This window comes from Pseudocitrobacter sp. CD920760 (assembly GCF_057782505.1).
Genome location: NZ_CM173490.1, coordinates 2226320 through 2246584 on the forward strand (window position 1 = coordinate 2226320; position 20265 = coordinate 2246584).

The 20265-nt window shown below is 49.3% G+C and carries 19 protein-coding genes and 1 pseudogene; 10 read left to right on the forward strand and 10 right to left on the reverse strand.

From position 1 onward, the window contains the following. Positions 1-19: 19 nt before the first annotated feature. Positions 20-268 carry an Ogr/Delta-like zinc finger protein gene (locus AC1MKH_RS10320; RefSeq protein ID WP_063501787.1) on the forward strand — a complete coding sequence of 83 codons (249 nt, stop codon included), beginning with the start codon at positions 20-22 and terminating at the stop codon, positions 266-268. A gap of 142 nt (positions 269-410) precedes the next feature. On the opposite strand, the gene AC1MKH_RS10325 is transcribed toward AC1MKH_RS10320, so the two are convergent. After that, entirely contained in the window at positions 411-1607 is a 1197-nt protein-coding gene (locus AC1MKH_RS10325) for a hypothetical protein (protein WP_276220137.1), read from the reverse strand. A gap of 517 nt (positions 1608-2124) precedes the next feature. Between AC1MKH_RS10325 and AC1MKH_RS10330 the strand changes: the two genes are divergently transcribed. Continuing rightward, entirely contained in the window at positions 2125-2373 is a 249-nt protein-coding gene (locus AC1MKH_RS10330) for a putative hemolysin (protein ID WP_041686470.1), read from the forward strand. Positions 2374-2444: 71 nt separating this feature from the next. Further along, positions 2445-2750, forward strand: coding sequence for a hypothetical protein (locus AC1MKH_RS10335; protein ID WP_015964810.1), 306 nt, complete (start codon positions 2445-2447; stop codon positions 2748-2750). Positions 2751-2782: 32 nt separating this feature from the next. Here AC1MKH_RS10335 and AC1MKH_RS10340 read toward each other — a convergent pair whose 3' ends face one another. Continuing rightward, on the reverse strand, positions 2783-3127 hold the full coding sequence (locus AC1MKH_RS10340) for a DUF488 domain-containing protein (RefSeq protein ID WP_149464741.1): 345 nt from the start codon (positions 3125-3127) through the stop codon (positions 2783-2785). A gap of 139 nt (positions 3128-3266) precedes the next feature. Between AC1MKH_RS10340 and AC1MKH_RS10345 the strand changes: the two genes are divergently transcribed. Further along, positions 3267-3974: a CTP synthase C-terminal region-related (seleno)protein gene (locus tag AC1MKH_RS10345; RefSeq protein ID WP_276220136.1), complete on the forward strand. Its 708-nt coding sequence runs from the start codon at positions 3267-3269 to the stop codon at positions 3972-3974. A gap of 4 nt (positions 3975-3978) precedes the next feature. Here the strand turns inward: AC1MKH_RS10345 and AC1MKH_RS10350 are convergent, their stop codons facing one another. Then, positions 3979-5160, reverse strand: a complete 1182-nt coding sequence (locus tag AC1MKH_RS10350; RefSeq protein WP_276220135.1) for a CynX/NimT family MFS transporter — start codon at positions 5158-5160, stop codon at positions 3979-3981. Between the two features lie 99 nt (positions 5161-5259). Between AC1MKH_RS10350 and AC1MKH_RS10355 the strand changes: the two genes are divergently transcribed. Beyond that, complete coding sequence (locus AC1MKH_RS10355) at positions 5260-6048, forward strand: AraC family transcriptional regulator (protein ID WP_276220134.1); 789 nt, start codon at positions 5260-5262, stop codon at positions 6046-6048. Here AC1MKH_RS10355 and AC1MKH_RS10360 read toward each other — a convergent pair. The 6 genes from AC1MKH_RS10360 to uspF form a co-directional block, all read right to left on the reverse strand. Continuing rightward, positions 6032-6478: a DUF441 domain-containing protein gene (locus AC1MKH_RS10360; protein ID WP_015964805.1), complete on the reverse strand. Its 447-nt coding sequence runs from the start codon at positions 6476-6478 to the stop codon at positions 6032-6034. The two genes, AC1MKH_RS10355 and AC1MKH_RS10360, sit on opposite strands and share 17 nt — an antisense overlap. A gap of 106 nt (positions 6479-6584) precedes the next feature. Then, a complete protein-coding gene (locus AC1MKH_RS10365; protein WP_276220133.1) occupies positions 6585-8621 on the reverse strand; it encodes a glycoside hydrolase family 31 protein in 2037 nt (678 codons plus the stop codon). 9 nt (positions 8622-8630) lie between these two features. Next, the gene (locus AC1MKH_RS10370; protein ID WP_276220132.1) at positions 8631-9965 is read right to left on the reverse strand and encodes a glycoside-pentoside-hexuronide (GPH):cation symporter; all 1335 of its coding nucleotides are present in this window, start codon (positions 9963-9965) and stop codon (positions 8631-8633) included. Positions 9966-10163: 198 nt separating this feature from the next. After that, positions 10164-10667, reverse strand: coding sequence for a YbaK/prolyl-tRNA synthetase associated domain-containing protein (locus AC1MKH_RS10375; protein ID WP_276220131.1), 504 nt, complete (start codon positions 10665-10667; stop codon positions 10164-10166). Between the two features lie 69 nt (positions 10668-10736). Further along, a complete protein-coding gene (gene dgcJ / locus AC1MKH_RS10380) occupies positions 10737-12236 on the reverse strand; it encodes a diguanylate cyclase DgcJ (protein ID WP_276220130.1) in 1500 nt (499 codons plus the stop codon). Positions 12237-12338: 102 nt separating this feature from the next. Then, positions 12339-12773: a universal stress protein UspF gene (gene uspF, locus AC1MKH_RS10385; protein WP_015964802.1), complete on the reverse strand. Its 435-nt coding sequence runs from the start codon at positions 12771-12773 to the stop codon at positions 12339-12341. Positions 12774-13159: 386 nt separating this feature from the next. Here uspF and AC1MKH_RS10390 point away from each other — a divergent pair, with 386 nt between their 5' ends. The 3 genes and pseudogenes from AC1MKH_RS10390 to AC1MKH_RS10400 form a co-directional block, all read left to right on the forward strand. Continuing rightward, positions 13160-13549, forward strand: coding sequence for a DUF1833 family protein (locus AC1MKH_RS10390; protein ID WP_442961906.1), 390 nt, complete (start codon positions 13160-13162; stop codon positions 13547-13549). Between the two features lie 9 nt (positions 13550-13558). Continuing rightward, a complete protein-coding gene (locus AC1MKH_RS10395) occupies positions 13559-13939 on the forward strand; it encodes a nitrite transporter (protein WP_137496086.1) in 381 nt (126 codons plus the stop codon). Next, positions 13936-14397, forward strand: a pseudogene (locus AC1MKH_RS10400) (host specificity factor TipJ family phage tail protein); the annotation flags it as partial. The gene AC1MKH_RS10395 and the pseudogene AC1MKH_RS10400, both read left to right, overlap by 4 nt. An 8-nt stretch (positions 14398-14405) precedes the next feature. Here the strand turns inward: AC1MKH_RS10400 and AC1MKH_RS10405 are convergent. Beyond that, positions 14406-15574, reverse strand: a protein-coding gene (locus AC1MKH_RS10405) for an IS3 family transposase (RefSeq protein WP_488451776.1) whose coding sequence is annotated in 2 segments (ribosomal slippage) — positions 14406-15325 and positions 15325-15574 — 1170 coding nt in all. Because the reading frame shifts where the segments join, the coding sequence is not laid out codon by codon here. 96 nt (positions 15575-15670) lie between these two features. Between AC1MKH_RS10405 and AC1MKH_RS10410 the strand changes: the two genes are divergently transcribed. Together AC1MKH_RS10410 and AC1MKH_RS10415 are read left to right on the forward strand one after the other, a co-directional pair. Then, positions 15671-17905 (forward strand): host specificity factor TipJ family phage tail protein, encoded by a 2235-nt coding sequence (locus AC1MKH_RS10410; RefSeq protein ID WP_327622025.1) that lies wholly within the window; start codon positions 15671-15673, stop codon positions 17903-17905. A 56-nt stretch (positions 17906-17961) separates the two neighbouring features. Continuing rightward, positions 17962-20046, forward strand: a complete 2085-nt coding sequence (locus tag AC1MKH_RS10415) for a tail fiber/spike domain-containing protein (protein WP_276223469.1) — start codon at positions 17962-17964, stop codon at positions 20044-20046. Positions 20047-20265: the final 219 nt, after the last annotated feature.

The window sequence follows — 20265 nt, forward strand, 5'->3', positions numbered from 1 at the left end:
CCCGTGGGGAGTCATCATTATGTTCAAATGTCCACATTGCGGCGCTACGGCCCGCACTCGCACCAGTAAACCACTCAGTGAAGTAACCATCAGGCAGTATCACCAGTGTCAGAACATGGAATGCGGCCTGTCATTTACCACGCTTAACAGCGTTGAAAAGATTGTCACCCGTCGAGAGAGAAGAGAAAAAATAGACCCCGGCTTCATACCGGCGGGAGTTTTCCCCGCGTCTCACTACGGACGCGATCAGCTAAATCTGGCTATTTGATAGAAGCCCCGCAAACGCGGGGCTTTTTTTCGATGTGGACGATGTGTGGACATCCAATGAAATAAATCCTTATATTTCATTTTGTTAGGGTGGTTTTTAAATCACCATCCCCGTCTTGGAATCGACTAGTAATAGGAATATATTAATTGTCATGCTGGTCATCAACAAAATTCTTTAACGTACTATTTATAAATTGATTTGGCTTCCAGCCCAAATTTAATTTATCTAAAAGGAAGGTATCTATTGCAGAAACAAGTAATCCTGCGGTGGGGTTTATAAGACCCAAACTTGTGCTGGCGATATATCTAAATATTTTAACAGAGGTTTGATTTATCCATCCGGAGGATGTCACATCCTGTAAATAGTTTGAAATTAGATTTTCATCTGGGGATTTGTCCTTAAGCCAATTTTTAAACCTGTTAGCTTTTGATAATAGTTCGCAAAACTCATCAAAAGTCCTATTGCCTGAGTTTAATGCGGTAACAATGTCAGGGAATCCACTTAATACAATTGTAAAAAATTCATTTTGAACTTTTTTATTAATTCTGGTTCTGTTGAGAATTTGCTTGTTTTTTACTTGAATAATGTCAGAGCTAATTTCTGATGTATAAAAATCACCGCCATAATGACCAGCCAAGATAAGTCCATATGAAGCGCTGAATAGCTCAGATGCTATGTTTGCTGGTGTGTAATTACCGGCTGTTGGCGATTTTAGTTTTTTGATAGTATTTATTTTATCAAAATCTAAATTTGTTGATATCTGGAATGTATTGGTGTTGGCTATTATGTCGAAACGATAATCATGTGGTAATGTCTCAGTATCAAGAAGATTTTTTGCGACGATACGTGAACCGGCGGACACATATTCTTTATCTGATAAATCATCCATTGCAGCACATATAATTCCGCCTTTAATGAAATGATTGTCACTGACCTTTTTAAATGTGACTAACCTCCGGAATCTATTAAAGAAGTTTTCAACTTGATTTTTTGTAAGGTTATTTCGTAACAGTATGTATTCAAGTCGTTTCTTTATACTTTTTAGTTCACCTGTGTGTTCACCTCCGGACAAATATGCGCTTACCAAAGTATGTTGTTGACCAAATGGTGTTTGCTCGGTATGAACACCTATGAACTCTTCGATGTATGTTGCTTTAACATTGGGGAAGGAAAGGAGCTTTATAACATTGTGTGCCCCGATTTTACGTAAAAGGCTAGTAAGGGTAGAATGATCTAATATGATGTGGACACTTTGATAAAAAAGGAGTGCTTCTGCAATTTCACCAATAGTGAGAGCTGGGCCATCAATAGAACGATTCAACACCACGTGATCAAACATTTACTATTAACTCCGTTGCCTAAGGTATTGCACATTATAAAGCATCTATACCTGATCTGTATTCTTACTATGCAGTAAATCCCTGAAGAATATTACCGGTATGTGATAGTTTGATGTGAGATTATTCGCTCTCTATCTGGATATGATGTTATGTCAAGGAAGTAGTTGCTGGAGCTGTACTACCATAGTGATAGATCTTCACCATTGATAGGAACACTATAACCTGAATGAATGTGGAGTTGCTATCTAAGCTAAGTATGTGTTGAGGCCATGCAATAACATGGCCTTTTTGGATGTGGTCAATGAGTGGACATGACCTGAAATAAATCCATTTACTTCATGCGGTTAGAGCTAAAAAAAAAGCCCCATCGGGGGCGATGGGGCAAAAACTCATTGATTATGGAATGATCTGTTCTCTGGTCAGTTCGAGAACGAGGTGTACTTTATTCGGCAAAAGTGCAGTTAAAATGGAGAAATCGTGGAGTTTAAAGTGAAACCTCATCTAAAAGGAAAAAGCATGTCGAAACAGTATCTGATCGGTGCCGCATTACTTCTCGCTGGATGCGCACAACAACAACCCGATGCGCCACCGCCGCCAAAACAGGTGGGGATGGCTAACCCGGCATCGGTGTACTGCGTGGAAAAAGGCGGCAAACTGATTGCACAGAAGAGTGCTCAGGGGGAGAGTAATCTCTGTCAGTTGCCGGGCGGCGAGCGTGTGGATGAATGGACGCTCTGGCGCCGGGATCATCCGCAGAAACAGTGACAACATCGCGGCTCTTGAGTAAACTTCGCTTAGGATAATTCTTAACCAAAGAACGCGAGTAGAAAGAGAGCATGTTTTTGCATAAACCGGGCAGTACCGCTCTGATTATTGCCGCGCGCACCACAGCAGGTCGCGCGAATATTGGTAAAGCCGTTGAGCTGTTTGCGCTTTGCGCGCCGGGTGAACGTATTTTAAATCCGGTGAATGGCGTGATGACGCAAATCCCTGCGCAATCGCCGCGCGCCTTATGGCTGGTTACCGGTGATGTGCGGGCGGCAGATGGGCAACACGGATTCGCGTTTGTGCGCAGCGAATATCTACTGCCGCTGACGCCGGATGCGTTGCCCGAAGAGGAAAAAGCGCTCAGTCTTGCGTAATGCTACGCCGGGAGGCGTAGCATTGAAGAGTCTTACAGTTTGCTCAGCCAGTCGGCTAACACTCGGGCATGGTTTTGCGTGGTGTTGGTTGCGGCATAAAGTAGCGTAAGGCCCTGCGTATTGGCGATGCCCTGCAGGCGAACGCCTTCCTCGCGATGCTGGTTCAGTTCATCGCGATAGTGCTGGCAGAAGGTCGCAAAATCGATCACCTCGCCATGATACGCCTTACGCAATTCGGCAGACGGCGTGAGATCTTTACACCAGTCATCGTAGACAAGGTTTTCCTTTTTGATACCGCGCGGCCACAGTCGGTCAACGAGCACGCGATAACCATCCTCGGGTGTTGCTGCGTCATAAACGCGTTTACACTGGATCATCTCCTGCCTCCTTTACGCTCATCCAGATGATAGACTTTCCACAATACCACCCCCTCCCGGGTATTGCTATTCAGGGGCGACTCCACCAGGATGACACGCATAATGTTGTTCGAAAAATTGTTACGTATAAGGACCACTCATGGAAAACCCAGCTGTCAAAAACTCCCTTCGCATTGCCCTGGTTGGCGATTACAACCCCGACGTGACAGCCCATCAGGCAATTCCGCTGGCGATTGATGACGCGGCGGCGGTGCTGGATATTCCCGTGGACTACCATTGGCTCGCGACTTCAGATATCCACAGTACCGATGATTTAGCCGAATTTGACGCCATCTGGGTGGTCCCGGCCAGCCCGTATAAGAACAGCGAGGGCGCGTTTTTGGCGATTCGCTACGCGCGCGAAAACAGCCTGCCATTCCTGGGCACCTGCGGTGGTTTCCAGCATGCGGTGATTGAATACGCACGTAATGTCATGGGGTGGGACGATGCTGCTCATGCCGAAACCGACAGCGAAGGCCGCATGGTGATTGCGCCACTGAGCTGTTCGCTGGTGGAAAAAACTGACACTATCGAACTGCGTACAAATACGCTGATTGCTCGCGCGTACGGGCGTGATGAAATTACAGAGGGTTACCACTGTAACTACGGGGTCTCCGCGGATTTTGCGGCGGCGTTACAGGACCAGCCGCTGCGGGTGACCGGCTGGGATGAAGAAGGGGAGATTCGCGCTGTTGAACTGGTGACGCATCCGTTCTTCGTGGCGACGCTTTTCCAGCATGAGCGCAATGCGCTGGAAGGGCGTCCTGCGCCGCTGGTACAGGCTTTCCTGTACGCAGCGGCAAATTAATCGCTTAGTGAATTTCCCGGTCGCGTCCGGCGAGTGCGCCAAACAGCGCCATCACCAGTGAAATGACCGCCACGGCGTAGAGCGGGATATGCCAGTCACCGCTGGCGTCGTGGATTTTCCCCATCAGCGGCGGCCCGCAGGCGGCCAGCAAATAACCCACAGACTGCGCCATTCCCGAAAGCGCGGCGGCCTGATGTGCCGAGCTGGCACGCAGGCCGATAAAGGTCAGACCGAGGATCATCGTCGCCCCGGAGCCGAAGCCGAAAATGAGCGTCCAGACAACAGCCTGCGCCGGGAAGAGCCAGTAGCCCGCCGCACTCACGGCACACATTAGCGCGACGAGTATGGCGATCCCGCGCTGATCTTTGAGCCGATGCAGGATCAGCGGAATCACAAATCCCGGTGCGGCGGTCGCCAACTGCAACAGCCCATGTAGCGATCCAGCCTGCGCTTCACTGTAGCCCTGCCCAATCAAAATGGCGGGCAGCCAGCCAATCACCACGTAATAGACCAGCGAGTTGATCCCCAGAAACAGTGTGACCTGCCAGGCCAGCGATGAACGCCAGATCCCCCGACTTTTCAGGGTGCGCGAGGTGGTCAGCGTGGCGGTTTTTGCCGCGCGCCACTGCGGTAACCACAGCAGGAACGCCAGCAGTGGAAAGACCATCAGCCCCAGTAATGCGCCACGCCAGCCGAAACCGTTCAGGGCCAGCGGCACGACCATGGCGGAGCCCAGCGCGGCGGCGGCACCCATGGTGACAGAATACGCGCCGGTCATGCGGGCGACGTTGCCTGCAAAATCGCGTTTGATTAACCCCGGCAGCAGGACGTTACCCAGCGCAATTCCGCAGCCGATGATCGCCGTACCGATGAACAGCAGGCTGACTGCCGGTAACGAGCGCACCGCAATCCCGATGCAAATCAACAGCAGGGCGACAAACAGACTGCGTTCAATGCCGAGACGCTGCGCGATCCCCGCAGCCAGTGGGGAGACCAGCCCAAAAGCCAGCAGGGGGAGGGTCGTCAGCAAACCGGTTTGGGCAGTGGTTAAGCCGTATTCCGCGCGAATAGCGTCAAGCAGAGGCGCGGCACCGGTAAAGGTGACGCGTAGCGTCGAGGCGATCAGTAAGATGCCCGCAATCAAAAGCCAGGTGTGGCGGGCGGCAGAAGGTGAAACAGTACGCATAGCATTCTCAGTAAAACGATGGGAACAAGACGATACCCTGTTTAGCGCAGGATGAAATCAAGCTAAAATGACAAATTATCGCTAAATTCGGACAAAATTATGTTGGGTCTCGGTCTTGATGGTTATCACCCCGACGGTCATCACGATGTGGCAGTGGCGTTCAGCGTCCAGGTCGCGCCCGATGAGCAGTACATTGCGCAGCATCAGCATCGTAAAGGGCAATTGATTCTGGCGCTGCATGGTGCGATTACCTGCGAGGTGGAAAATGCGCGCTGGATGGTACCGCCCCAGTTTGCGGTGTGGATCCCCGGCGGGATGCCGCACAGCAATCGGGCAACGCCGCAGGCGCAGCTCTGTTTTCTGTTTATCGAGCCTGGGGCGGCGCTGATGCCCGATCACTGCTGTTCGCTGAAAATTTCACCGCTGGTACGCGAGTTGATTCTGGCGCTCGCGCAACGACCTGGCAACGCGCGACAGACGCCGCAAAGCCAGCGCCTGACGCAGGTGCTGTTCGATGAGCTTCCGCAGCAGGCTGAGCAGCAGCTACAGCTACCGGTATCGCCGCATCCGAAGATTCGCCTGATGGTCGAGACCATGGAGGCGCAACCCGCGCAGTGGCAGACGCTCAGCCAGTGGGCCAGCCGTTTTGCCATGAGTGAACGCAATCTGGCGCGGCTGGTGGTCAAAGAGACCGGGCTCAATTTTCGCCGCTGGCGGCACCAGTTGCAGTTGATTCTGGCGCTGCAAATGCTGGTGCGCGGAATGGCGGTACAGCAGGTGGCGCTGGCGCTGGGTTATGACTCCACCACCGCGTTTATCACCATGTTCCGTAAAGGGCTCGGTCAGACGCCTGGACGCTATCTGGCGAGCCTTACGACTTCCCAATAAGAATGGAGACCAGTCCGGCAGCAATCAGCGGGCCCACCGGAACGCCGCGAAACAGCGCCACGCCCAGCACGGTGCCAATCAGCAACCCGGCCACCAGTTGTGGCTGGCTGCCCATCAGCACGACGCCGCGTCCGCCAAGCCACGAGACAAAGACGCCAACCGCTATCGCCACCAGCGATTTCCAGTTAACGAATGAATGCAGCAACGTGGAAGGCGGCAGGGTTCCGCTGGCAATGGGCGCCATGACGCCGATGGTCAGGATAATAATCCCGATGGTCAGCCCCTGTTTCTCAATCCAGGGGAAAAAGGTATTTAGCGGAGTGACACGAACAATAATCAGTACCAGGATGGAGACGGCTACGGTGGTGTTATGACTGACGAAGCTGAGCGCCGCCAGACCAAGGAGGATCAGCAGGGTGGTATCGAACATGAAAGGAAATCCTTGCCAAAAAAAGTAAGCCTGCTTACTTTACGCGCAACCGCGTGAATAAGCAGGCTTTTTTTAACATCTGGCGATCATTCTGGCGTCTGCACAATCAGCCAACCAGCAATGCCACCAGCGGGCTTCCTTCACGGATAAAGACCGGAATCGTTTCCAGCGCGGCATCGACGGTAATTTGCTGCTGCCCGGCGTAACATTCACCGTTCAGTGCTACCCAGCGATGATTGCCAGGAAGCCACAGGGTACGTTCGCGCTGACCCGCCTGCATCACCGGCGCGACCAGCAAATCGTCACCAAACAGGTACTGATCTTCTACCGTCCAGCTTTTGGCTTCATCCGGATAATGCCAGAACAGCGGGCGCATCAGCGGGTCACCGTGCTGCTGTGCATTGCTGAACAGCGCATCGATATAGGGACGCAGCTTCTCGCGTACCGAAAGCCAGTGTTGCAGCGTGGCGAAGTTGGCTTCGCCGTAGCTCCACAGCTCATTTGGCGAACCGCTGTTACACTGTGGAATACCGTTACGGTAGCTTTCCGCTGGCTGAATTTGCGGCTCACGATAGCCGTGCATCCGCAGTACCGGGCAGAAGACCGCCCACTGGAACCAGCGGATCAACAGCTCGTGGAAGGCCGGGTCGTGAATATTGCCACCCTGAAAACCACCGATGTCCGTGGTCCACCAGGGAATGCCCGCGAGCCCCATATTGAGCCCTGCGGCGAGTTGGTTGCGGAACGCATGAAACGAGGAGTGGACATCACCCGACCACGCGAGCACGCCGTAACGCTGGCTGCCTGCCCAGCTACAGCGAACCAGGTTACAGATTTCCTCTTCGCCTTCCGCTTTCAGACCATCATAAAAACCCTGAGCAAAGTCGCGCGGATACTGATTACCCACTTCCAGAACCGGGCCGGCGTGATAGCGATAGTTATCGAAATCGTAGGCGCGATATTCGGGTTCGGCTTCATCCAGCCAGAACAGCTTAATGCCCAGGTCGTGATAGTTCTTTTTCACCGTTTCCCAGACGAACTGGCGGGCTTGCGGATGTGTTGCGTCAAAGAAGGTGGTATTGCCCATAAAATCGAGATTCACCTGCACGCCGCGTTCGCTGGTTACCAGCCAGCCTTTGGCTTTCATTTGCGCAAAGAGCGGGCTGCGGGCTTCGACGGTCGGCCAGACGGAGACCATGAGTTCAATACCGAGCGATTTCAACTCTTCCACCATTGCGCGCGGGTCGGGCCAGTCAACCGGGTCAAAACACCAGGTACCCTGATTAGGCCAATGGAAAAAATCGATAACCATCACCGAGAGCGGGAGATGACGCCGACGATACTCCCGGGCGACCTCCAGCACTTCCTGCTGATTGCGATAGCGCAGCTTGCACTGCCACAGGCCGCTGATAAATGCGGGGGCAGCAGGTGGCGTGCCGGTGACGCGCGCATATTGCCGCGTGATATCGGCAATGCTGTCTCCGGCGGTTACCCAATAGTCCATTTCTCCTGTGACCTGCGCTTTCCAGGTTGTCTGGTTTTTGGCAAAACAGGCTTCGCCGATGGCGGGGTTATTCCACAGCAGGCCATAACCGAGGCTGGATTGCATAAACGGCACGCTGGCCTGTGAATTACGTTGCGCCAGTTCGAGCGTACAGCCTTTTAAATCGAGCCAGGGTTGTTGGTATTGCCCCATACCGTAGATTTTCTCGTCAGGACGCGACTCAAAACGCACCGTGAGCTGATATTTCCCGCCCGGTAGCGGTTTGAATTCGCGCCCATCCAGTTTCAGCGCGCTGACATATTTATCCTGGCTCTTCTCGCTGGCGCCAATACCGACCGTCGAGCGCTGTCGCCACATCTCTTCAAGCAGCAACTCGTTGCGCTGGTTGTAAAAGGCCAGTTGTCCTTTCAGATTGAGCACCGCGCGAATGTTGCCGTTGCGCAGGGTTAGCGTCTCCGGGCCGGCGGTGATTTCCGCCGGGCAGTCGTCAGCGCACAGTAGCGCATGCCGCGCATCGCTGAAGCCGGGCTGGCAGGTCGCACGCACGCGCAGGCTGTTTTTCCCCCACGGCTCAATACGCAGAATTTGTCGCTCAAAGCGCCACTCAATGCTGTTGGTATTTTGAATTAATTCACTCATGTTGGACCCTTAAGAGAAGCTCTGTTTGGCGAGATGGATTTCCTGCATTTTGCTATCGTCCAGCCGATACCAGCGTAGCGTTGCAAAGGCGCACAGCGACAACATACCTGGAATGACAGTGAACAGGGCGACGATACAGTGCATGGCGAGCGGCGATTGTTCCGGGGCATTGGCGACATAACCGCTCAGGCCCAGCGTCCAGCCAACGATCGCGCCGCTGATGGCCATGCCCAGCTTCAGTACCGCGAGGAAAGTTGAGAAAATCACGCCGTCCATGCGTTTACCCTGTTTCCATTCGCCGTAATCGGCGACGTCGGCCATCATCACCCACATTAAGGTGGTGGTGGACTGGTAAAGCGTAGAAACGATAAAGGTGAGGGGAACCAGCACGAAAATGGATTTCGGCGCGAAGAACAGCGCAATGCTGAGAATACCGGCCAGCACCGAGCAGTAGCCGAACATCTGGACTTTGCTGGCGTTGCGGGTAAGGCGCTTGGCCAGCGCGCTGCCTGCGGCTTTACCGATAATATGCGCGGCGAGCATCCACATAAAATAGCCCGCATTGCCGAGATAATAGGTGACGAAATACATCATGGCACCCAGGCGAATCACCCCAAAGCCAATGTTGGTTAATACCAGAACGGCGACAACGCGCCATTGATCGTTACGTAAGAGATCGCGTAACTCGGCAAGGTAATTATTATGCGTGGCGGGCGTTTTAATTCGCTCACGGGTATTCGCAAAGCAGATCCAGAACATGATGACGGCAATACTGGCCATAATCGCCATCGACCAGCGATAGCCCATTAATTTATCCGCGCCACCAATAAATTCAGCTAAAGGCATCATAAAGAACGTGGACATTGCGCCGCCGAGCGTGGCCAGAAAAAAGCGATATGATTGCAAAGAAATACGCTCTTTATTATCCGGTGTAATCACTGCGCCCATTGAACAGTAGGGAATATTAATGGCGGTATACATCAACATCATGAAGGTATAGCTGACGGTGGCGAAAATCATTTTTCCCGTCAGGTCTAACGACTCCGGTACCGCGTAGGTCAGCAGGCAGCTGGCACCGAAGGGCAGGGCCAGCCACAGCATCCATGGGCGGAATTTGCCCCAGCGTGAAGTAGTACGGTCGGCCAGGTAGCCCATGGCCGGGTCGATGATGGCGTCGGCGGTGCGGGCCAGTAAAAACATTGTCCCGACAAAGGCGGCGGGGAGACCCACGACGTCGGTATAATAGAAAGTCAGAAAAATAATAACGTTGTCTAAACCAATATGGCTGGCCATATCGCCTAAACCATAGCTGATTTTTTCCTTGCGGCTAATAAATTGACTCATGATCCACCCTGTCTTTATAAGGTTATTTCAGCGAGCATTACCGGACCATGTTTAGGGAAAGGGGGAGGGGAAACAATTATGAGATTTTGTAATATCGTTATGTAAACTGCTTTTCGTGATACCGGTAACAATTCAATGCAAAATGAATCGTTTCAGTGGCGATAACGGGCATTATCGCCTGGTAATTATTATTTTTTGTTATAGCTCGCGACGAAACGCCACCAGTTCTGGCTGCGCAATGCGTAAATAGTCTTCGGTATTCAGAATAACGGATTTTTCCAGACGACCGGCATTAAACGCAATTTCATCAAACCGCGTGAACAATAACGGGTCTGCAATCAGACGCAGCGAGGGATGAAACGAGAACGGCGGGATTGCACCAAAAACGCAGGCGGTGAGTTGTTCCACCTCGGCCGGGCTGGCGAGGGATGCTTTTAACCCGCCCACGTGCTCAGCAATACGCGATAAATCAGCCTGTTGATCGGCGGCGAGTACTGCCAGAATATGTTGCTTGATGCCGTTGCCTTTTACTTTGCACACCAGCGCTTTGGCTCCCTGGCCCAGCGCCGTGCCGCGCATTTCAGAAACGGCTTCGCATTTACCCACCGCTTCATGGGTCATGACACGGTAGCGCGCGCGGTTTTCCGCTAACAAATCTAACAGATGCTGGTGAACATCCTGGGGCGCGTTGATTTCAGACATATCTTCTCCTTGCGACGAAAAACAGCCTTCAGGGTAGACCTTTTCGCGGCTAACTCAAGTGCTGAACGCTTAGCGAGAACGCTTCCCTTTTTTGTGCAGATACAACGCGCCGTCGGCTTTCGCAAAAGCACTGTCCAGCGGCTCGCCCGGCTGCATCTGATAACCGCCCCAGGAGAATTTCACCGGGAAGCCGGTATCCATCGCCGCCAGATTGTTTTCAATACGTTTCACCACCTGTTGCGCCGCAGCGAGGGTATTATCTATGAGGATAATATTAAACTCGTCACCGCCGAGGCGAATGCCATAATCACTCTTACGAATCGACTGATCGATGGCTTTTCCCAACGCCTGAATCATACGGTCTCCCGCCTGGTGCCCCAGCGTGTCGTTGATACGCTTCAGGCCGTCGCAGTCCAGTGCGATGACGCTCACGGCAATGCCTTTAACAAGCAGCTCATCGATTTTTGCCTGTAGGGAAGGTGAGAGCAGCTTTCTGTTGTACAGACCGGTCATCACATCCGTGATGTTCTCCCGCGAGAGACGTGCATTGCGTGTCAGATGGTAATTTGCGTAAGCGCAGAGCAAATAGGTGGTTAAGAGATAGCTGAAGATCAGCCACGTATTCGAGATGATAAAGTAGACGATATCCAGGCTGATGTGCAGAGAGTAGTATTGGGTGATCGCTTCTTTATGATGAATGAGTGTACGCACCCGCCAGGCAGGGTTATGGAAATCGATTTTTTTCCCGGTGGCGTTGTCTTCGATGTGCATCGACAGAAACTTCCAGATAACCGGTCTGTCGGCGGTATAGAAAGACGTTGCCAGGTCGCTGATATTTATATCGGTGATGATAATGCCTTTAAACGTGCTGTCTTTAAACACCGGCGTTAGCATGCTAATAATATTGTGGTGGGTGTAACCATCCCGATAAACATGAGAGATAATGTTTTCGCCCATCGCCAGATCGTTCAGGCTACTGTCATCAATGCTGATAGTGTGTGCACTTTTTTTGATATCGATTGAATTATGGTGAACAACCAGCCAGTTATTAAAGGTGTACTTATTACTATCGACCAGTTTATTGATATAGATATAGGAATTAGCCACATCTATGTAATAGCGGATGTTATCAAACGCATAGCCGGAATAGTTGGAAAACGTGTACTTTGACGTTTTTCTGGCGGGTAGCGAATTGATCAGAGGCAGATAAGCGACATCGCTGATCCACTGCTCACAGGAGGCGTTGGTGGTCTGCAACGTGCCCGGTAGCGCCTGAAAATCATGGCTGGCAAGGTTAAAACCGTTTACACCGTTGAGATGCTCCAGTTTCTGACAGGCGCGGGTATCATGCTTCTTTATGTTAGCATCCGCTGAAAAAGCGCGCGATAACTGAAAGGCCAGATTCTGATTAATATACTCTTCGTGAAAAAGCGCGGAACGCCCGTTCTCAGAGATATAATTCATATAGTTATTGAGGTTGCTGTACTCTTTATACAAAAGTCCGAGGAATACGCAGGTCGATAAGATGACTATCACAAACGTTGTTTTTTTGCTGCTGAAATGTGACACGTTTATATCCTGAACTTCACTGGCGACGCTGAATTATAGCATGCATTTTTTCAGGATAGGGCACTAAGCGGAAATAACCTTTTCCGCTTAGTGTAAAGATAATTATCGAATAACCAGAACAGAACACTCCGCGTGTCTGACCACCGCCGCAGCGGTTGAGCCCAGGAGATAAGTGGTAAAATCAGGACGATGCGAGCTAATAATAACCAAATCCGCGGGAATGGTTTTCGCCAGTTCGAGGATTTTGTCCTTTGGCGCGCCTTCCGCGAAGTGCTTGTAAACCCGATCTTCCGGCAGGGAAAACTGCTTCACAATCTCGTCGAGCTTTTTCATGGCATCGGTTTCGAGATCGTCCATCACCGGCAGGTCGGCCACATAGCGTGCGCCAAGGGTGGCATAGTACGGATACAAAGGGAGTACGGTCAGGAAATGGACTTCCGCATCATCCAGACGGGCTTGCGCTTCTACCTGCGCAATCACGCGCTGAGTGAGTTCAGTTTCTGAAATATCAATCGGTACAAGAATCTTCTTGGTCATAATACCTCCTTTTGTCATCACCAATTTAAAAGTAACCGTTTATGGTGTGGGGGTATATTAAAAAGTGTACGTTTCGTGAGCTATACCATTTTTTAATGATAATCACCCCGATGAATAGCGTGCTGAGAATGTGCTGATAACAAAAATGAGGAAATCAGCCAGCAAAGGGTATTGCTGGCTGATTAGCGTCAGGCATCTTGCTTATGGAGCAAGTCGCGGAAACTTAACTCGTTGATTGAAAACAATTTATTTTATTCCCCAAAATCCCCCCAATAACCTTCCCCAAAACAGGTCAGATTATAACCTTCTTCCAGTCTAACCCTCGGTCGTCAGCGTACTCGTCACTCATCCCATCTGTTGTATGACCGAGCAATGTTTTCACATCAATTCCCTGCTTCTTGTATATCACTGCTATCACTGAAAATGGCGATGAAGTGACATTTCAGGCAGCAGCTATCGATATTGCTCTTCCTGCCAGAAATAGTGATGGCACACAGGATTTACAGTTTGCTATCGACAACATTGATGGAGTTACTTCTACTGCGATTCGTAATGCGCTGGATAACCTGGCAGAGGCATCTTTAACCTATCGTAACTACGTATCTACCGACCTTAGCGCACCCGCTTCAGTTCCTTACACTCTGGCTATTAAGAGTGGTTCGTGGACATCTACACAGGCGCAGATAACGGCAGGCTATATGAATGTCCTTGATACTGCCTGGCCCCGCCATCGTTACACCCTTCCGTATTATCCTGGCCTCCGCTACATGAGTTAAGGAGCAACAATGTTTAATCCTGACAAATACCTTTCTGTCGTCTGGCAGAAGGGCGGGCGTGTTTATCCTGAACTTGACTGTTTCGGTATCGTCAATGAGGTACGTAAAGACCTTGGGTTACCTCTCTGGCCTGATTTTTCCGGGGTGACTAAAGATGATGGTGGTCTTAACAGAGAAGCAGTAAAGCTGATGCAGTCTCTTGAGAAGTGTGAGCCTTGTGTCGGTGCCGGCGCTGCATGTTATTCCGGGTCAACCGTCACCCACGTTGGTGTCGTTGTTGAGATAAACGGTCAACTTCACGTAGCTGAATGTAATCCGGGAATGAATGTGACATTTCTTCCTGTTTCTCGCTTCAAGCGGCGCTTTGTTAAAGTGGAGTTCTGGAAGTGACTATCCGAATTTATCCCTCCCGCATCCCCGGCGAACCGCTGGAAACACATGAACATGGCGCAGTCACTTTACATCAATGGCTGACAAAAAAAGTAGAGGGCTATAAGCCTGATATGAAGCAGCCAATCACAATCGACGTTGATGGGAAAAATATTCCCCCACAGGCATGGTTTGAGTATGCAATCAGTCCCGATAGTGACGTCAGAATTTATCCTGTTCCTTACGGCGCTGTAGCTATTGCCTGGATTGCCGTAGCCGTATCAGTTGCGTCTGTAGCTTACGCTTTATTCTTTGCTCCAGGTGTTGGTGACCTTGGCGGTTACTCATCAGGAACAGGTAACGCCCTTGATGTAAATCCTGCTAAAGCGAACAACGCAAAATTAGGCGACCCCATACGAGAGTTGTTTGGTCGAAGCCGTATTTATCCTGACTACGCGGTACAACCAGTAACAAGATTCTGAAGTGGTCAACTAAAACTGGCCACAGCTTTAGAGTTTTTCCAGTATCGGTTTTCCGATTCGTTTGGGGGTAACCCACCGTTATAGTCATGCGGCCTTAGCGAGCTGTAATAACCGACGATATAGTCTGTGATCGCATGAGCAGCTTCGCTAAAGTTTATATAACCTGTCACTGGCACCCACTCGTTTTTCAGACTTCTGAAGAAGCGTTCCATCGGGCTGTTGTCCCAACAGTTTCCACGTCGGCTCATACTCTGCCTGATCCGGCAACGCCACAGTAACTGCCGGAACTGCCTACTTGTATAGTGGCTACCCTGGTCACTGTGGAACATCACTCCGACTGGTTTACCGCGAATTTCCCACGCCATTTCCAGCGCTTTGATGGTCAGCCTGCTGTCTGGTGAGAATGACATTGCCCAGCCCACCGGTTTCCTTGCGAACAGATCGAGAACAACAGCGAGGTAAGCCCAACGCTTGCCTGTCCAGATATACGTCACATCGCCGCACCACACCTGATTAGGCTCTGTCACTGCGAACTGTCGCTCAAGACGATTCGGGATAACGATGTGTTCATGACCACCGCGTTTATACCGGTGGGTAGGTTGCTGACAACTCACCAGCCCCAGTTCTTTCATGAGCCTGCCGGCAAGCCAGCGTCCCATTCTGAAGCCTCTCAGGGTTGCCATAATCGCTATACTTCTTGCGCCAGCAGAGCCATGGCTGATGTTATGCAGCTCCAGAACCTGACTGCGTAACACCGCTCGCCTGCCGTCTGGCTTTTCGGGGCTTTTTTCCCAGTATTTGTAGCTGCTGCGATGAACCCCGAACACGTGGCAGAGTGTGACCACAGGATACTGCGCTCTGAGTTTCCCGATTAACGAGAACTGTTCAGGGAGTCTGACATCAAGAGCGCGGTAGCCTTTTTTAATATGTCGTTTTCCATTTCAATGCGTTGTAGCTTTTTCTTCAGCTGACGTATTTCAATCTGTTCCGGGGTTATAGGGGAGGCTTTAGGTATTTTGCCCTGTCGTTCATCCCGCAACTGCTTTACCCATCGCGTCATTGTCGAAAGACCCACATTCATAGCACTGGCCGCAGCTGCAACGGTGTAGTTCTGATCAAGGACCAGTTGAGCGGATTCGCGTTTAAACTCTGCGCTGAAATTTCTTTTTTTCATTGGGACACCTGTATTGTTCTGAGATGAGCATATCACCTCTGTTCAGGTGGCCAAATTCAGTAAACCACTTCATTCTCACCTGATGATCCCACTGTAATGACGATTGAAATGTTCGTGGTGCTGGGTAGGGGACGCTTCTCATTCGGTGATGGAGACATTCGCGTTGGCTCAACGCCAAGCGCCTCTCTTGGTGATGGCTTTTCTTATACTGTTTATCAGCCTGGACAGAATGTTAGCGGTGACCGAAGAACAGAAAACTGGTTCAACTCAACTGAGGTAGGGGGAACTGCGTCCGGTTCTGGCCTTGATATGGCGCAGACTGCACCTGATACCCAGGATGTTGTAGCTGAATCATTAACGGTATCTGGTGCAGATATCACCTTTAACGGGCTTAGTACTGACGATGGCAACACTGCAACAAACGACCTTCCTGACTCATGGACAGAAGGTGCAATTGTTGAATTGATTGTTCCAGATTTTTATGTTGTCACCAACGATGGCGCATACAGCAGAATCACCAGTGACACACTGGAAGAGATTGCTCCATACATCGGCATGCCAGTTACTCTCTGGTACAACAGTATCGATTACCAGCTTTTCATTGCTGATTACATCCCTCATTCAGAGCCTGTTGGTGAAGACGTTATTACGGCGTCAATCACTTTGGTGTATGACAGCGCTACCGGCACCGCATTTACGGGAATTCCTGAAGGATACATTCGTTTATCAGTATCGCACTCAGGCAGCGAATATAAAATTCTGGATATAGACGCCAGCACAGTTACGTTGCAACGGATTGTTGATGGAGCCGTTGACCCGACATGGCCTGGTTTCACACCACGTACAGTACTTGATTTCGAAGCAAACGGTTTAAATCAGAACAATAAATGGATGGGGCCGTTTCTTACATGTCCGGATAATGAAGTCGTTGATATGTTTGAGGTCAACTTCTTCTTCCCTAACGGCATTTGCGGATATAACAAGAAAGGCAAGAAGCAGAACAGGATTGTTCAGTGGGAAATTCAGTACCGTGTTTACGGTTCTGGTTCAGGCTGGACAAGCAAAACAGGGTCTTACAATCAGCAAAATATTAATGGGTTAGGTTTTACCGAACGTATCACGCTGGCATCGGCCGGTTTGGTGGAGGTTAGATGCAGGAGAACGAACGAACAAGGCCAGGATAACAGCAGGGATAACATGTACTGGCAGTCATTGAGGGGGAGATTGCTTTCAAGACCATCATCATACTCTGGTGTAACCACTATGGCTGTTTCAGTCGAAACGGGTGGAAAGCTTGCCGCTCAGTCTGACCGTCGTGTCAATGTAGTCGCCACACGTATTTATGATTCCGGTATTTCCAGGAGCATTTCAGGTGCGCTTTACCACATTGGTAATGAACTGGGGCTTGCGATGGATAACGAAGCGATTGATATGCTGGAATCGTCTTACTGGACGCCAGATAGCGAGTTTTTCGATTATGCAACAACAGACTCAGTCTCCGCTCTTGAAATGCTACAGAAAGTCACTAACGCGGGTAAAAGCTATTTCCTTCTGTCTGACGGCATGGCTTCTGTTGGAAGGGAGGGGATAAAAACGTGGACGGGAATCATTAGTCCTCAGGAAATGACAGAAGCGCTTCAAACGGCTTTCGTTGCACCATCTGCCGATGATTATGATGGCGTGGATGTCACTTACATTAATGGTACAACGTGGGCTGAAGAGACGGTTCAATGCAGAACATCGGGTAATCCTACACCAGTTAAAGTTGAAGATTATACGCTTGATGGCGTGCTTGATCAGAACAGGGCATATCAGATAGGTATGCGCCGATTGATGAAGTACAGGCAGCAACGGCTGACCCATACCACGACAACGGAAATGGATGCACTTTGTTATAACGTTGGTGACAGAATTGTTTTTACTGATGACATTCCCGGTAGCAAAACAATCAGCACGCCGATAGAGGATATGATAACTGAAGGCGGTGTAACAACTATCACTGTATCAGAACCACTTGACTGGACATTTAACAATCCGCGCGCGTTAATTCGCTATCAGGATGGCTCAGCCTCTGGTTTGCTTCCAGTTGCTAAGATTAGTGATTATGAACTATCGGTCTCTGAACAGGATGAATTTATCAACATCTTGTTGAATGATAAATCTATCGAACCTCCACGCCTCATATTCTGCGAATCATCACGCGTAGGTTACAGCTCATTAATTTCAGAGATAGCCCCGCAGTCTGATGGAACGTGCCAGGTAACAGCTAAAGAGTATCGCGATTCCTTCTATCAATACGACAATGCCTCCTACCCCGGCAATGTAGCTTAATCGCAAAAAATATCTTAACAAACCCACTTCGGTGGGTTTTCGTTTATGAGGCCCATATGACGACTTACAACACCCGCAATCCGCTGGGGTCTTCTGCTGCAAAAGATTTATACGATAATGCTCAGAACTTCGACCATCTTTCGAATGATCGTCAGAATAAAGAATGGAATGACAGATTTGGTGTATCCCGCCTTACGTGGTGGGGAATGGAAGAAAATATTAAAACAGCTATAACAAATCTTGGATGGAATCCTGTCGGCACGTTCCAGGATGGTTCTACTGTCACTGCTGCCGGTGACATTATTCAGGACGAGTCCACTGGCGTCTGGTATCGCTGGGATGATCTCTCGACACTTCCTAAAACTGTTCCTGCCGGTTCGACGCCAGATTCTACTGGTGGTACTGGAGAAGGTAAGTGGCTGGCTGTTGATGTCAGTGATGTTCTTAGAAAAGAACTTGCTGGTCCTCTTGGTAGTTGGAGTGTAGGTAAATCAAATAATCTTCAAAATTTAATCAATTTTGATGTACGGAACGGTTTTGTATATGAAACTGAAGGTTATTATTCACCTGGGGATGGCGGAGGCGCTCGTTACCTGATTAGCTCAACGCAAGGTGAAATCCCTGAGCTTGCCTACCTGTGTGATAACGGACTATATGCAATATTACAGCACAACGGAACCATCTCCATTGAGCAGCTTGGAGGGAAGGGGGTTCTGGTTGGTGAGTCGGCCACAGAGGACTCATGGGATGCGTTTTTTAAGGCATATAAAATAAAACGCTCTAATATGTTCAGCACCAACATAGAGTTTGTGTTAACAAAGAATGCTTACCTATCATCCAAGCCGGTACTGTTATGCTCAGGGATGGTGTTAAGAACACCATCTACATCATGGGTATGTAAGGTTTTCTATGGTGGGCAGACAGTTACTGAATCAGAAGTCCCCGATGTTCCCGGGATTTATTCTACAGATGGAGTGGTCAAATACAGCACCATTCATGCGCAAGCAATGTTTGTTCATAGCACAAATTTATATTGCTATTACGCAACATTAAATGGAGTGCAGTTCAGGAATGCTAACTCTGTATCTACATCTAATCTATACGGTATATATGCTCCATATTGCTCAAAGGTTAATCTACTGAACTGTAGGTTTGAGAAGGTATTTTATGGAATGCGGTGGATAGACTTTTGGGGTGGTGCCGTTAAGCAGGTTATATTCCTGGGGGTGGATACTAATACTTCACCACAAAATGGAACAATTGGACTATGGGGAGAGCCATATCTTGGAATCAGTGCATTTGAGTCAGGAGGAACATCAAATGTATTTGAGTGCGTAGGAACATCAGGTTTTCAGTCTGGAATTAAAATAACAAGAATGCTTTATTCATCTTTTAATAGTTGCTACTCAGAAAAAGGCAATGATAGAGCTTTCGAATTTATTTCGTGTGACGGTATAACAATAAACTCATTTGGTCTCGAGAATTTAGTAAATACTATCTTTTCTTGCCTTAGGTTTAGTAATACTAGAGCGACTATTAATAATCTTTGCTTTGCTTACAATAACACTTCATCTGGAGGTAATGGTCTATTCTCGGCAAATGGAAGTAAAGTCAACGTTGTTGGTATAAGTTTCGGTAGGCTGCAAAATACCGGAACAACATTTGCAACATTCAACGTAGATGCGACTTCTGAATTGGGTATAGATGGCCCTGTAGATATACCATCATCACTTATCTCTTCGACTGGCTACGGATTTGCAACTGTTAATGGAAAGCTATTCAGTGATAATGTGTTTAGTGGTTCACTCGGAATTGCAAACGGTTCATCAACAGTTAATGCAGTCACTTTTACCACAAATGAATTAAGTTATAAGTTCAGTGGTGGGTCTATGTGGTTTAACTACATAGCATCATGGACTGGGGGAAGCGGAAGTGATTTTCAGGTGTTTGGATTTCCTAGAACACTTACTAAGGATTGCTTGATAAATGCAGTATGTTCATCAACTACAGTTCCTGTTTATGGTAGGACGCTCCTAGCATCAAATAGATTTAGGATATCGGCCTCTAGCACTGCAGCAAATGTGCCAATCCCTGCAACTGGAACATTGCTGTTGCAGGGGGGAGGTTATAATATAACATGATGGCGCCAGGTTAAGTCTGGCGCTTAATTGTTAATGCATTTACTACTCAAAAACACATCGAAATTATTACCATCTTTGAATATTGAATAGAGACCGTATCTATTTACGAATGCAGTATTACATGCTGGCATCTGTTTTTTACCATAACTTATAGGGTAAACGCGAGATAATCTGAAAAGGGCCAAATTGGACCAGTATGAACCCTGCTTTGCATAAATT